The sequence below is a fragment of the Thomasclavelia saccharogumia DSM 17460 genome (assembly GCF_000686665.1).
GTDB lineage: Bacteria > Bacillota_I > Bacilli_A > Erysipelotrichales > Coprobacillaceae > Thomasclavelia > Thomasclavelia saccharogumia.
In genome coordinates this window covers 29,303-45,233 of the sequence record NZ_JMLH01000011.1, presented here as the reverse complement: position 1 = coordinate 45,233, position 15,931 = coordinate 29,303, and the positions used below count along the sequence as shown (strand labels likewise).

Sequence of the window (15,931 nt, the reverse complement as noted above, 5' to 3'; positions counted from 1 at the left end):
GAATTAAAATGATTGAGATTTTAGAGCATGAAAAAACATTTCATCTCCAAACAAATAAAACATCAATGATTTTTAGTGTGCTCGATTCAGGGCACCTTGTTTGTTTATATTGGGGAAAACGAGTTTATGATCAAACGTTTAGTTATCTTATTAAAGAAATCAAACGGGCTAGTTATTTAAGTGATTTAGATGGAAATAGAAATTTTAAATTAGAACAGATGCCACTATTATACCCAGCTTATGGTAATCCTGATATGCGGATACCGGCATTTATGTTTAGATATCAAGATGGCTCAAGAATTTCTAGTTTTGAGTTCACTAAATATAAAATTATTGAGGGTAAAAAGAAAATTTGTGGATTACCAACAGTTTTAAGTGATAAAGCGCAAACTATAGAATTTAGTATGGTTGATCAAATTAAACAATTAGAAATAGTTTTAAGTTTTTCAATATTTTTTGATCAAGATGCAATTAGTCAAAGTGTTAGAGTAATTAATCATAATAACCAAGATATTGTCATTGAAAAAATTATGAGTGCTAATTTTAGTTTCTTAGATGACCAGTTTGATTGTTTATCATTAAATGGAGCTTGGGGACGTGAATGTCATTTAAATCGTCAAGCACTCAGACAAGGGAATTTTATCGTTGATAGTAAACGTGGAGCAAGTGGTCATGGACAAAATCCATTTATTGCTTTGCTGGATCATGATGCAAATGAAGATCATGGAAATATTTATAGTATGAATTTAGTTTATAGTGGTAATTTTGAGGCAAATATTGAAGTTGATATGCATCAAAATACACGAATGATGATGGGAATAAATTCTTTTGATTTTAGTTGGGATTTGGCCCCGCGAGAATGTTTTTATAGCCCGGAAGTTATAATGATCTATAGTTCAAAAGGGCTTGGGGAAATGAGTCGTAAATATCATCATTTGTATCGTGAATGTCTAATGATAAGTCATTTTGCTAAAAGGCTTCGCCCTATTTTAATTAATAATTGGGAAGCTACTTATTTTGATTTTAATCAAGAAAAATTACTTTCTTTGGCCAAACAAGCTAGTAAATTAGGAATTGAATTATTTGTTTTAGATGATGGCTGGTTTGCCAAACGTAATGATGATACCAGTTCGCTTGGAGACTGGTATGTTAACGAAAGAAAAATTGGTGGTCCATTAGACAAATTAGTTAAGCAGATCAATGCTTTAAAAATGAAGTTTGGTCTATGGCTGGAGCCAGAAATGGTCAATCCGAATAGTGATTTATATAGAAAGCATCCTGATTGGGTGATTCGTGTGCAAGATTATCAACCACAGACTTCCCGTTGCCAATTAGTTTTAGATTTATGTAATCCAGAAGTTCAAAATTATATAATCAAAGCTGTTAGTAATATTTTAGATAGTGCTAATATTGAGTATATCAAATGGGATATGAATCGTAATATTACCGATATTGGCTCTAATTATTTACCAGTGCATTTACAAAAAGAAGTCTTACACCGCTATATGTTAGGCCTATATCATATTCTTGATGTTCTAGTGAGTAAATATCCCCAAGTTTTGTTTGAAGGATGTGCTGGTGGGGGTGGACGCTTTGATCCAGGGATGCTTTATTATATGCCGCAAATTTGGGCTAGTGATGATAGTGATGCGATTGAACGTTTAACGATTCAAAAAGGCACTTCAATGGTTTATCCAGCAATTAGTATGGGGGCTCATGTTTCGGCTTCACCTAATCATCAAGTTGGTCGGATTACAGGTATTGAGACTCGTTTTGTTGTCGCAATGCAAGGAACTTTGGGATATGAGTTAGATTTAACAAAACTTAGTGATCTTGAACTAGCTGTGATTAAAAATCAAATAACTAAGTATAAAAAACTTCGTCCAATTATTCAATTTGGTGATTTATATCGTTTGAAAGACAATGATAATGAACAGGCTTGGATGTATCTCTATCAAAAGCAGGTATTAGTGAGCTATGTTCAGATCTTGGCTAAGCCAAATACGGTACCGAAACGATTAAAATTGAAAGGATTAAAAGTAAATACTAAATATTGTTTATTAGAAGATAATCAAGTTTATGATGGGAGTGTTTTGATGAATGTTGGTTTACCTCTAGAAAAAGTTAAAGAGGATTTTTATAGTAAACAATGGTATTTAAAAGAGATAAATGAAGATGAATAAGATATTAGCGACATATAATAGTCAGGATATGCAGATTTGTTATTTACGCGGAGTGGATCGTAAAGGGCATGAGGTTGTAGGATTAAGAATTATACCTATTTCAATGATTGATCAGATTATTGATGAAAACGATGATATTGAACCGTTGATTCAAGTGAAGTTAGTTGGTGATGATTATCCGTTCAATTATTCTCAAGGTAGGACAATGCGCAATAGTGAAACAACTTTTAAATTAAAATATCAGTTCCAAGAAAAAATAATTAAAGACACGCATTATACAATTATTACTCATTTATATGATGATAGAGGGATTGATTATCAACATCACTTATCGTTTGATATTGGTAGCAAAGCTATAAACACCTTTACTAAAGTGATCAATAGAACTAATAAAAATATAAAAATTGAAATGATATCAAGTTTTACTTTAGGTTCAATTACTCCATTTACTAAAGGGTTAGCTAAGGAAAGTCTATTGATGCATCAAATTAAAAGTACTTGGGCTTATGAAGGGCGTTTAGTTACTCGTCCAATTGAAGAATCAATGTTAGAACCATCATGGAAACCTTCTGGAGCAAACAGTATTAGATTTGGTCAAGTTGGCAGTATGCCAAATCGTGAATATTTTCCTTTTATAGCGATTGAAGATAAAAACGTTAATGTCCTTTGGGGAATTCAGTTAGCAATTGCAAGTTCTTGGCAGTTAGAAGTATATCGAAAAGATAATGCGTTATGCCTTTCAGGAGGAATTGCTGATCGAGAAAAGGGACATTGGTTGAAAATCTTAAAACCTAATCAAGAATTCCAAACTCCTAAAGCAATGATTTCGGTAGTTCAGGGTAATATTGATGAGTTGTCACAGCGAATCGTTAGAGATATTCAGCTGGATATCAAAGATGATGAAAAAGAACTTCCAATCATTTTTAATGAATTTTGTACTACTTGGGGCAATCCTCAGGCTAGTGAGATTAAAAGGACAATTGATTTATTGGTGAATAAGGGAATCAAATATTTTGTTATTGACTGCGGATGGTATAAACACGCTGTTGATCATAATGATTCTTGGAATATTCAACATGGTGATTGGAATTATAATCGCAAATTGTTTCCTCAAGGAATTAAGGAAGTTGTTGATTATATTCATCAAAGGGGAATGAAAGCCGGTATTTGGTTTGAGTTTGAAAGCTGCGGTCGTGAGGCTGAATTATTTAAGCATCAAGATTTTTTATATCAGCGTGATGGTTATCCCATTACTTCAGGAAATCGACGCTTCTTAAATTTATTGGATCAAAGTGTGATTAACTACTTAGATGAACATGTGCTTAAATTTTTAGAAGATAATGAATTTGATTATTTAAAAATTGATTATAATGATAATCTGGGAATTGGAATGGATGGTGGTGATTCATTAGGGGAACAACTTTATCGCGGGATAAAAGCTACTCAAGAATATATAAGAAAAATAAAGCATGTTCTACCTAATTTAATAATTGAAAATTGTAGTGCGGGAGGGCACCGTTTAGTTGAACCATTTTTAAAGATAACAGATATGTCTTCGTTTTCTGATGCCCATGAATCGCTATGTATTCCAATTATCGGCGCTAATTTACAACGAATGATCTTACCTCGTCAAAGCCAAATTTGGGCAGTAGTACAGCCAGACCAAACAATAGCGTTGCTTTATTATAAAATTAGCAGTGGGTTGTTAGGACGGTTATGTTTATCAGGAAATATTAAAGATTTATCTACACAACAATGGCAGGTGATAGAAGAAGGGATTACTTTTTATCGCTGTGTTAGTCATATTATTGATTTAGGATTTTCGACTATTGATTACCAAGGCGGATTAAGTTATAAAGAACCGACAGGATATCAAGTAGTTATCCGTAAATACCTCGATGAGGCATTAGTTGTACTCCATACTTTTGCAAATGGTCCTGCTCATGTTCAAGTGGATTTAGACAACTATGAAATAATTAAAATTTATGGTTTGAAAAAAGCGGTTATTGAAAAACAACGATTAGTTTTAAGAGGATTAAATAAATTCGATGGAATGGCAGTTTATTTACGGAGGAAAAATGTTAATAAATAAGATAAGGATAATTATTTGCAGTGATGCTAAAAATGAGGCTGATGACCAATATGCATTAGTACATGCTATGCTGACTAATAAATTTATAATCAAGGGGCTAGTGGCAGGACATTTTCGTGATCATGGGACGAATCATTTATCATATGCTGAAATGGTTAAATTAGCAAAACTTACAAATACTTATGGTGAATATCCAATTGTTTTAGGTGCTGATCAAAAGCTTGTGAATATTAAAGAATATGAAGTAAGTGCGGGAACTAGATTAATTATTGAAGAAGCATTAAAAGAGGATTCATTACCTTTATATGTTTTGAATATAGGTGCTTTGACAGATTTAGCGGCTGCACTGCTTGAGGAACCAAGGATTACTTCTAAAATGACGGCAATTTGGGTTGGTGGCGGCCGTTATCCTAAAGGAAGCAAAGAGTGTAATTTAGGAAATGATTTAATAGCAGCAAATTATGTATTTGCTAGTGAGTTACCATTATGGCAAATTCCCAGTAATGTATATAAAACTACTTTAGTTTCTTTGGCACAGTTAAAATTAAGAGTAGCTCCAATGGGGAAATTAGGAAAATATTTATATGAGCAGTTAATTACGTTTATGAAAACTAATGCCAAAGAAAAAAACTGGATCAATCCTGAATGTTGGGTCATGGGAGATTCTGGAGCTATAGGGGTTTTACTAGAGGAACAAAAAAGTTATTATCAAGAGATAATCGCACCAATTTTTGATGAAGAGCATCATTATATCTATAATCAAAAAAATCGTAAGATTCGTGTTTATCAACAATTAAATAACTATTTTGTTATAGAAGATATGCTCAGTAAGATTGAATTATTTGCAAGGAAGGAGAAACGATGGCACTTTTAAAATTAATGGTTTTAAATAGTTATAATGAAGAAATTTTTAGTAAACAAAATGAAACAGAAGTCACGATGGCTTATCGTGGTTATTATCAGCCGGGTGATAAAATATGTATTGTTAGTGATACAAAAGGGTTATATTTAAAATTACGCTTAGATGATAGTTTGGAAGAGAGCTGGGTATATTTAACTGACTATCAATATACTTTTACAATTCCTTTTGCCCAGGAACGTAAGCCTTATGGAGCTGGTGCGTTTAGTCAAGAACGTCATTTTGCATATGCAAGTATTATTAGTGAAGCAGAATTTATGAATTATCATAATGTGGCTAAGAATAGTTTTGATACGAATTATAATCAAGTCTTATATCCACACGTTACAACTAATGTGAAAACAACCAATCCACAGTTTTATGCGCGAAATGCTATCGATGGTATCTTTGAAACTAGTAACCATGGCAGCTGGCCTCATAGTTCATGGGGAATTAATCAGCAAAGTAATGCCTGGTTAAAAGTTGATTTTGGAACTATGGTAGAAATTGATAAAATATATCTTTATTTACGAGCTGATTTTCCTCATGATAATTGGTGGCATCAAGCAAAAATTAGTTTTTCTGATGGTACGATACAGGAAATTAAACTTTCTAAAACAGGAAGTCGACAAGTAATTGCTTTTGCGACAAAAAAAATCACTTGGCTGATGTTATCAAATTTGCAAATGTCGGATGAAGAATCACAGTTTCCTGCACTTAGTCAAATTATGGTGATGGGACGAAAGATAAAACAGAAATAAAAATTGTTGATTTTAAAGTTTGTTTATAAATAGCCATTTAATAAAACCGGTTCACAAATATTGGTGGCTGTTTTTTTCTTGATTTTAACATAATATTTAATTTTATAAGTTTAATTATTGACACCGCTTTCAATTAAAGTTATACTATTTATAGTAAACCGGTTTAGTAATTAGTGAGAGCTGAGGTGAATAAAAGAGAACTAAAGTTTATAGTTTAAATTATTTAAATAATAAAAAGGGGAATAAAAAATGAAAAAAATAAAATATATTATATCAATATTTTTATGTTTAGTGATGATAACTCCTTTGACGATTGTAAATGCAGTTGAAAATAATTATATTTTAAATGATGGTATGGTTTCCAATTTCAATGGTCAGAGTGATAAGAATTTTAATGATTCACAAACATTGATCGTTGGTAAAGGAAGACATGCATATATTCGTTTTGATTTATCATCAATAGATAAAGATAATGTTGAAATGATCAGTTTAGAAGGTTCAAAGAAAAATGGGGCAAATACTTTTATTATTTGTCAGAGCAATGAGTTTTTGGTAGATGGTATTACTAAATGGGATGAAAATAATCTTACTTATAATAAACGACCTAGTGATATAAGTGATTCACCAGTAAAACAATATGAAGTTGCTAATGGAAATAAAAATCTAAGTTTAGATATAACAGAATTATTATTAGATGCTATTAATGACGGAAAATCAGTAATTACTTTACATATTACGACTGATAAAGTTGATGATGGAATAACCGCTGCTAGTGAAATTTTTTCATCACGTTCAACGACACCGCTATCTTTAAAAATCGATTATGCCAATGCAGAAAAACCTGTTAGTATTGAATCAATTAATAATGAAGGGAATTATTTAGATAATGGTTCAATTGCGCAAAAGACTTTTTTGATTAAGGATGAAGATGGTGAGTATCTAAAATTAAAAGATGATGAAAGTTTTGAAACAACGGCTAATGAAAATGAAGCTGCTATATTCAATTTATATATATTTGATTATCGTGATTATCAGTATGCTGAAGATGAAATAAATTATGCTAAAAAATCTTATGCTATAAAGTGTCTTGACAATAATAAATATTTAACGATTCAAAATTATTTTAATGAGCAGGATACTGATAAAAGTTATTATAATCGTATTAATGATGGTTATGAAATCAAAGCAGGTGCTGTTACGGTAAATTGGAATGAACGTTTTGAACTAGCTTATTATCAAGAATCAGATCGTTATATAATTACAAGTCATCTAACTAAACTTAGAGATAATGCAGACTATGCAACAACTATGATTCGAATGGATGAGCGATTATATAGCACTACTAAAAATAATGAACCATACAAATTTGAATTTTGTGATGTAATAAATCATGATCAGTTAGAAGTAAGGCAAACTGTTGAAGGAACAAATGTAAAATTAAGCTGGTATCCAGTTAATGATGATCAAGATATTAGTCATTATAAAGTGTCAAAAGGAAATATTACTTTAGAAGGTGATAAATTTATTGCTCAAGTAAACGGTTTGTCAGCTGGTGAGCATCAGATCGTAGTTGAATATAATGGGAAAGATTCTCAAAGTGTAACTGTACAAACTCAGATTTTCAATCATCCTGGAATAACTCATTCACCTGAAGAACTAGATGCTATGAAAGAACACATCATAAATAAAGAAGAGCCTTGGTATTCTGATTATCAGAAATTACAAACAATGGTCCCTGATGATATGGCATCTAGTGATTATCAACCACAAGCTTTAGAAGCAGTAGGACGTGGTGATAATACTCCAGCTGGTCATAATATTGTTAATTATGAACAAGGTGGTAATGCTGCTTATTTTAATGCATTACAATGGGTAATAACAGGTGAAGATAGATATGCTCAATGCGTTGTTAATGTTTTAAATGCCTGGTCCAATACTCTTAAAATGGTAGATGGTCGAGATCGTATCTTAGGTGCTGGAATCAATAGTTATCGTTATATAAATGCGGCTGAAATTATTAAATATTATCATGGTGGATATAAAGGGTATAGTGATAGTGATTTTAAAAAGTTTCAAACAGTTATGGAAAATGTAATTTATCCAGCTATTGAAGATTTGGGAGCACCAATGTTAGCTAATGGAAATTGGGATACCGCAGCGATGATTTCGATGATTTCAATAGGTGTTGTTTGTGATAATCCAGAAATTTATAATCGTGCTGTAAGTTTATATCAAGATATCCATGTTAATGGATCGATCGTTAATTATGTAAGTGACTGGGGACAGTCAGTTGAAAGTTTTAGAGATCAAGCGCATGCTCAGTTAGGAATTGGATATATGGCGGAAATTTGCCAGGTTGCTCTAAATCAAGATAAAAATTTATTTGATCTATATGATAATCGTCTGGCTAAAGCTTTTAATTGGGCAGCACAATATAATCTGTACGATACTAATGGATTAAAAATGGAGCCATTAACTGATGTGTTTGGTAATACTAAATGGAAAATAGTTGATAGTGAAAAAATTAACCGGGGTGAATTAAGACCAGTATATGAATTACCTTTAGCTTACTATTCTAAAGTTTCTAGTGTTGATGTAACTTGGATGGCTAAAGCAGCTGAAGCAATGCGGGCTCAAGGCTATGTTCATAACGATAATTTGAATTTTGGCACTTTAACATCATATAGCGGTGAAGCAACTGAAGTATGTGAACCATTTTTTCAAATAAGAACAAGATTAGAGCCATGGTATCAAAGAACATGGAATGATGCTAAAAAATATGGTGAATTAATTGATAATATTCCAGAAACATTAAATTCATATTTCACTGTTACAAATTCTGGAGAATTGACAGCTTCAAGTAAAAAAGCCGATGCACCATATTATCAAATTGAAAATAATCAAGATGGTACTTATGCAATTAGATGCATTACGACTAACACATATTTATCTGTCAAAGATGAACAAATTGGTGAAGAAAATATTATTAAAGCTGATGCTAAAAATATTAGTGAGAAAGAAAAATTTGTTCTTAAATGTACAGGTGCTGGTTTTTATTATCTAGTTTCACCTGCATATGATAATCGAATTGTTTATATTGATGTAGAGAATGCTAGTGATCCGCAAAATGCTATTTTAACAATGCGGTTAGGAAATAAAATTACAAAGCATAGTGCTGATATTTCAAATAATGAAAAATTAATTTTAGTCTACAATACTAGCCAAGAGGCATTAAAAAATATTGATTTGGCTGATACTACAGATTTAGAAGTTTTAGTTGCTAAAGCAAATGAAATAACTAATGATGAAAATAAATATACTCAAGTTAGTTTTCAAGATTTAATAACTGCACTTGAAAAAGCTGAGCAAGGAATCATTGATGCTAAATATGGTAGAATTAATGATCATCAAGTTACTGAACTTTATCAATTATTGAATGAGGCTTTGAATAATTTAGTATTGCTTCAAAATGAGGATAAAAAGCCTGATTTAGAAATAAATAATGATGCTAAAGTTGAAGAAATAGTTAGAGAATTTAAAGGAGGAGTTAATACCGGAGATGAATCAGCGATTTATCTAATGATCGGTATAGTTGTAATTAGTTTAGGAATAGTTTTAAAATTAAAGAAAAAAGAGTATTAAGGGGAATAAAATGAAAAAAGTAAAAAAGGTTTTAGCAATAAGTCTAGGAATATCTTTAACACTAAGTTTTACAACAATGATGAATATTCATGGTCAAGAAAGTTCTGAAAAGTTTAATCAACGTTATCAAGCTGAAGATTTTATTTCAAGTACAGGGAATATTTATGTTAGAAATGATGGTGATAAAATTCCTGTTGATTCACCAGTAATTGGTGCTGAACTAGTTCTAAGTGGTGCAGATGGAGGGAAATACCTTGATTTTAGTGATCCAATTACTAAATTTGCTAGTAATAATATGTATGGAGAAGATTATCAATTAGTTGATAAAAATGGTGGGGAACCTGTTGAATCAATTAAAAATGATACAGCTACTTGGAAGGTAACAGTGCCCCAATCAGGATTTTATCGATTTAGTTTTAAATATAACAATCCAGCAACACGAGTGAAAGGGTATCGTAATGATCGAGATGAAAGAAATTGCCGGATTATGATCAATACGCCAGTTAGTGAAGGGAACACTGAAGAATTTTATACTGACAGCAATAAGTGGGCAGGCTGGATGATTTTCAATATTTCTGGCTATAATGATCAATATGATGCTAATACTAATACTTCATTAACACCACAAACTGATAATAACTACGCAAATGTTATCGGTAATACAAAGTGGAATGATAATTTTATGAACATATATTTGGATGAAGGAGAAAATACTGTAACATTAGGGATTCAAGCTCCTCCTGGACAAGGTGTTTATGATGGCCCGAACTTAGATTATTTTGATGTTAGTTATGTTGGAGATGAGTATGTTTCTACTGATGAAATTCCATATATTGATGATGATTTTAAATTTGAGCATCCAGGAATTTATTTTACGATGGATGATCTAGAAACAATAAAAGCTAATAAAGATGATTTAGATACTGTTTATGGTAAAGGGTATCAAGAAATGAAAGCTTCAAAATATGCAAAAGCTGATTATGTTCCTGCACCACAATCATTAATGGATGTAGGTCCGTATAATAACCCTAATTATGGTGGGACTCAATATACAAATGATGGATGTGCGGCATACTATAATGCATTGATGTGGTATTTAGATGGTGATTTGGCTAATGCTAAAAAAGCTATTGAAATATTAAATGGCTGGGCTACGACTTTAGAGACTGTGGCTGATGGTAATGATTTGAAATTGAGGTTTTCAATTGTGGGTCCAGATTATTTAAATGCTGCTGAAATTTTAAAACATATATATAATAATGATCCAAATATTGCTAGTGAAGATAAGTGGCAAACTGCTGATATGGCAAAATTTGAAACTTTCATTCAAAAATTATTAGCTAAAACAAGCGAATATTATCCACAGGCAAATGGTAATTGGGATGCCTTGATCGGTGGTTTTAATATGGCTGCTGCTGTATATCTGGAGGATGTTGATTTATTTAATGATGCTTTGAGACAAATGTATTTAGGTAATCTTCAAGGTGGTAATACAGCATCAATGGGGTCTTTGCCAAATTATGTATATGCTACAGGTGAATCACAGGAAACAAGTCGTGATGCAACACATTCTCGTATGGGGATCTCAGGATTAGCTTACCAAGCTGAAGTAGCTTGGAATCAAGGGATAAATTTATATAGTGCATATAATGATCGTTTATTAGTAGGGGCAAAATATAATGCAGCTTATTTACTTGGGGATAATGTCGATTCAAAAACATTTGTATCTGATAAAAATCGTTTAAATTCTGATATTTCATCAATGGTATTTGAAATTGTTAGTAATCATTATCTTAACCAGGTGGATGAAAATCAAGATGTTTCAATTTTGACTAAAGCTGCTGAACAAAGACTTAGAACCGGGGGTACAAAAAACGAAGCGAAAACAAATGCTATGTATTATGGAGCTATGATTTTTACAGAAGCAAAGACTGCCGTTGATTTGGATGTAAGAGCTGATAAAACTACTTTTACAAAGGTTGGCGATACCATTACTTTAACTCCAATTTTAACTACTGATTCTAAGATAAGATCTTTAAGAACAACAATTAGTGAAGAATTAAAACCATATATAACAATTCAAGAAAATGAAAATGGTACTTTGAGTATTAGTTTAATTCAAGATCCAGCTAAAGATATTAGTGGAGATATTACTATTTCAACTGTTAAAAATGCTTCGGTAACTAAAGATATAACATTATCATATAAAGTGCCGGTGATTACGTTAGATCAAAGTCAAATTACTATGTTAGTAGGTGATAGAGCTAAATTGAATGTTTTAGGGGTATCTGAAGATACTAAGATTGTTTGGTCAACTTCAAATCAAGAAATCGTAGATGTAAAAGATGGCGAGCTTAAAGCTTTAGCTGTTGGAGAGGCAGATGTTATTGCTGCTATTGAAGGTACTGAATATCAAGCTAAATGTCACATCATTGTAAATAAAAAAGCTGATACTGGTAATCAATCAGATGATGTTAGTAAACAAAATAGTATTAAAACAGGGGATGAGATAAGCTGTAGTGAAGTAATGTTATTATTTTTCGTAACTGGATTGATTGCTATTCTTTTGACAAAAAAGTATTTTATTGAAAAAAATGATTAGATTTCTAGTGATTTCTAGAAATCTTTTTTTAGTTGATTCATAAGATGATTTTATTATAAAAAATATTTGATTGTTGTTTAATAATTTTAAATTATTGAATATTTTAGTAAACGGGTTTACTAAAAACAGCTTTTGTGCTAAGATTAACATAGACGTGAGGTGCGATGAAATATGGATAATGAACGTAAAATAACAATTAAAGATATTGCAGAAATGGCTGGGACATCAAAGACTACTGTTTCTTTTTATTTAAATGGGAAGACTGAAAAGATGTCAGAAGAAACAAAGGCAAAGATTGCCAAAGTTATTGAAAAAACAAATTATCGTCCCAGTATTGTAGCTCGTTCACTTAATTCTAAAAATAGTAAATTGATTGGAGTGTTGATTGGGGATATTACCAATACATTTTCAAATCAGATTGTTAAAGGAATTGAATCAGCTGCTAGTAAAGATGGGTACCAAATTATTGTTGGAAATAGTGATTATAATCATAAGCGAGAAGAAAATTATGTGGAAAGAATGCTTTCAATGGGGGTAGATGGTTTTATTATTCAGCCAACGGCACAATTTCGTAAGTTATCAAAAAAGATTGAGGGATTAAAAAAACCAATGGTCTTTTTTGATAGTAAATTATATGATTTAAAAACTAAATGGGTTAAAACTAATAATTATGAAGCAACTTACGAAGCGACGACTAAGTGTATAGAAAAAGGCTATGAAGAATTTTTCTTATTAACAGCTGATCCACAATTGATAAGTACGCGTCTTGAGCGGGCGAGTGGTTTTATTGATGCTTTGGTTGATCATGATTTACATCATGAAACCTTTATTATTGAAAATGATCAAGTTAAGCCTGAAGTTATTGCAGATTTTATTGATAATCGAATTGATTTAAATAAAAAAACATTAGTATTTGTACCTAATTGCTGGGCTTTACCAACTGTTTTTATTGCAATGAAACATCATTGCAAACGTATGCCTAAAATTGGATTAATGGGCTTTGATAACATGGAATGGGTCAATTTTTCTTCTCCAACTATAACTACAATTGTACAGCCGGCTTTTGAAGAAGGGCTTGAAGCAGCAAAAATAGTGATTGATCAAATCGAGGGAAAAAATGAAGTAGCAGGGCAACAAATCTTAGATTGTTATGTTAATTGGAATGAATCAACGTTATAAAAGTTTGGTTAATAAAATCAAACTTTTTTTATTTTATTATAAATAAAAAAAGCCAATTTGCATTGGCTTTAATCAATAGATATATATTTCTTTTCTTCAACTTGTTTAACATTGTCTTTAGGAATCGTGATTTTTAATTCACCGTTATCAAATGAAGCTTTAATATCTTCTTGTCTAATATCTCCGACATAGAAGCTACGACTACAACTTCCACTATAACGTTCACGTCTAATTACATGCCCTTGATCATCTTTTTCTTCAGTATCTGCATTTTTAGTAGCATTAACTAATAGATAACCATCTTTTAATTCCATTTGAATATCTTCTTTTTTAAATCCAGGAAGTTCCATGTTTAATAAATATTGATCATTTTGTTCACAAATATCTGTGCGCATCGCATTCACGTTAGAATAATTTTTAAAAGAATCATAAAATAAATCATCAAATACATCATTCATAATAGGTAAAAATTTCATAAAACATCGCCTCTTTCTTTCTTTATCTCAGTAGTTTTACGCTGGGATATAAAATTATTTACCTCGTTAAGGTCCTTTTCTTAACTACACTTATATTATAACACTTATTTTAGCACTGTCAACACCTGAGTGCTAAAAAATTAATGTTTTTTGAAATTTCATCACGATATCATGAAATCCTTTTTTATTGTAAACGAAATTTTAATATGATATTCTTATATAGAAAAGATGATAAAAGAAAATCTTGTAATATTTAAAGTGAATTATAAGTTTTGTTGCTTTAACAAGTAAAGAAAAGTATAGTTTTGTAAAGTAATAAAGCTTACAGTTTATTTTTTTATAGATCAATAAAAAAAGATTACCTTCAGAAACAAGCATTTATTCATAATTAAATAAGCTTTGAATCGACAGGTAGAAAGGATATAAAGTTATTATGAATAAAAGACATACTCAAATATTAGAACTATTAACTGAAAGAAAAAAAATAGAAGTTAGCAAGCTTTCACAAATACTAGGAGTATCTCAAGTGACGATCAGAAAAGATTTAGCTGTATTAGAAAATAGTGGGGTTTTGCTTAGGGAGCATGGCTATGCAACTTTAAATGATAGTGATGATATTAATAATCGCTTAGCGTATCATTATGATAGTAAACAAAAAATTGCTAAACTTGCTGTAGAAACTATTGAAAATGGGGAAACAGTAATGATTGAATCAGGGTCTTGCTGTGCTCTTGTTGCTTTAGAAATAGCTCGTACTAAAAAAGATGTGACAATTATTACGAATTCTGCGTTTATTGCTGATTATATAAGAAAGACGGGGACTGTAAAAATTATTTTATTAGGTGGAGAATATCAAAATGAGTCTCAAGTAATGGTCGGGCCGATCATGAAAAAATGTGCTGAAACTTTTTTTGTTGATAAATTATTTATCGGGACTGATGGGTTTAGTGAAAAAAGTGGTTTTACTGGTAATGATTATATGCGAAGTGAGGCGGTACGTGATATGGCTAAGCAGGCGGAACATGTTATTATTGTAACTGATTCAGTAAAATTCCATCAAAAGGGTGTTGTCAATCTGGTTGATATCTATGATATTGATTATCTATATACTGATGCAAATATACCTAAAGAAGTAGAAGATTATTTACATAAACAGAATATAGAGATTTTTAAAACTGAATAAAAAAGGAGTATCACTCCTAAAAAAAACAATCGATTCCTTTATCTAAAAAGATTTGCTGGTATTCTTGTAAATCTTCAGGATAAAGGGCTTTTTTATTTTTAAAACGATATTCACGATTCAATAATTCATATTTTTTTTCACCAAATTGGTGAAATGGCAAAAGTTGTACTTTTGATAATTGAACTTCTGTTAAAAGCTTAGCGATACCTTTAGCATCATCCAATGATGCATTAAAGTCAGGAATGACTGGAATTCTTGGCAAGATTTCAATCTTTTGCTTAACTGCCCATTTCAAGTTTTGAATAATTAATTCGTTATGGACGTTTGTACCAAGAAAATGTTGATAAGAATCATAGTGTTTAATATCAAATAATATTAAATCAAACATAGGGGCTAATTCTTTAAAAATATTAGGTTGAACATAACCAGTCGTTTCGATTGCCAGATGTAAATCGTGTTTTTTTAATTCTTTAACTAATTCTTTTAAAAAGGTGGGTTGACTCATTCCTTCGCCTCCAGAAATAGTAATCCCGCCGTTAGATTCTTCGTAAAAATCTTTATCTTGTAAACAAATCTTTACAATTTCGGTTATTTTCTTATTTTCACCTTCATAATCTAAAGCGTTTTGAAAACAACTATCAACACATGATAAACAACCAGTACATTTTTGGTGATCAATTATGATTTTATCGTTGATCATTTGAATTGCTTTATGTTGACAGGCATTGATACAAGATTGACAATGAATACATTTTTTTTGATCATATAAGATTTGGATTTTTTCAAGTTGTGATTCAGGATTTGAACACCAGCCGCATTTTAAAGGACAACCTTTAAAAAAGATGGTTGTACGAATACCAGGACCATCATGAAGACTAAATTTTTGAATATTAAATATTATCCCGTCCATCAATA

At 31.1% G+C, this 15,931-nt stretch carries 10 protein-coding genes; 8 read left to right on the top strand and 2 right to left on the bottom strand.

Annotated features, from left to right (window positions below; all coding sequences use genetic code 11):
* The first annotated feature begins 8 nt into the window (after positions 1-8).
* The 7 genes from BR82_RS0104075 to BR82_RS0104045 all read left to right on the top strand — a co-directional run bounded on the left by BR82_RS0104075 (position 9) and on the right by BR82_RS0104045 (position 13,357).
* On the top strand, positions 9-2,183 hold the full coding sequence (locus tag BR82_RS0104075) for an alpha-galactosidase (protein WP_027089125.1): 2,175 nt from the start codon (positions 9-11) through the stop codon (positions 2,181-2,183).
* Entirely contained in the window at positions 2,176-4,275 is a 2,100-nt protein-coding gene (locus tag BR82_RS0104070; RefSeq protein WP_027089124.1) for a glycoside hydrolase family 36 protein, read from the top strand. Before BR82_RS0104075 ends, BR82_RS0104070 begins: the two co-directional genes overlap by 8 nt.
* Positions 4,262-5,149, top strand: coding sequence for a nucleoside hydrolase (locus tag BR82_RS0104065; RefSeq protein WP_034864120.1), 888 nt, complete (start codon positions 4,262-4,264; stop codon positions 5,147-5,149). The genes BR82_RS0104070 and BR82_RS0104065 overlap by 14 nt, the downstream gene beginning before the upstream one ends.
* Positions 5,137-5,934 carry a DUF7402 domain-containing protein gene (locus tag BR82_RS0104060; protein ID WP_027089122.1) on the top strand — a complete coding sequence of 266 codons (798 nt, stop codon included), beginning with the start codon at positions 5,137-5,139 and terminating at the stop codon, positions 5,932-5,934. Before BR82_RS0104065 ends, BR82_RS0104060 begins: the two co-directional genes overlap by 13 nt.
* A 249-nt stretch (positions 5,935-6,183) precedes the next feature.
* Positions 6,184-9,576: a DNRLRE domain-containing protein gene (locus BR82_RS0104055; RefSeq protein WP_027089121.1), complete on the top strand. Its 3,393-nt coding sequence runs from the start codon at positions 6,184-6,186 to the stop codon at positions 9,574-9,576.
* A gap of 10 nt (positions 9,577-9,586) precedes the next feature.
* The gene (locus BR82_RS0104050; RefSeq protein ID WP_027089120.1) at positions 9,587-12,178 is read left to right on the top strand and encodes an alginate lyase family protein; all 2,592 of its coding nucleotides are present in this window, start codon (positions 9,587-9,589) and stop codon (positions 12,176-12,178) included.
* A gap of 171 nt (positions 12,179-12,349) precedes the next feature.
* The gene (locus BR82_RS0104045; RefSeq protein ID WP_027089119.1) at positions 12,350-13,357 is read left to right on the top strand and encodes a LacI family DNA-binding transcriptional regulator; all 1,008 of its coding nucleotides are present in this window, start codon (positions 12,350-12,352) and stop codon (positions 13,355-13,357) included.
* Between the two features lie 68 nt (positions 13,358-13,425).
* Here the strand turns inward: BR82_RS0104045 and BR82_RS0104040 are convergent, their stop codons facing one another.
* Complete coding sequence (locus BR82_RS0104040; protein ID WP_027089118.1) at positions 13,426-13,833, bottom strand: Hsp20/alpha crystallin family protein; 408 nt, start codon at positions 13,831-13,833, stop codon at positions 13,426-13,428.
* Between the two features lie 433 nt (positions 13,834-14,266).
* Here BR82_RS0104040 and BR82_RS0104035 point away from each other — a divergent pair, with 433 nt between their 5' ends.
* Positions 14,267-15,016 (top strand): DeoR/GlpR family DNA-binding transcription regulator, encoded by a 750-nt coding sequence (locus BR82_RS0104035; protein ID WP_027089117.1) that lies wholly within the window; start codon positions 14,267-14,269, stop codon positions 15,014-15,016.
* Between the two features lie 16 nt (positions 15,017-15,032).
* Here BR82_RS0104035 and BR82_RS0104030 read toward each other — a convergent pair whose 3' ends face one another.
* On the bottom strand, positions 15,033-15,926 hold the full coding sequence (locus tag BR82_RS0104030) for a glycyl-radical enzyme activating protein (RefSeq protein WP_034864118.1): 894 nt from the start codon (positions 15,924-15,926) through the stop codon (positions 15,033-15,035).
* Positions 15,927-15,931 lie beyond the last annotated feature (5 nt).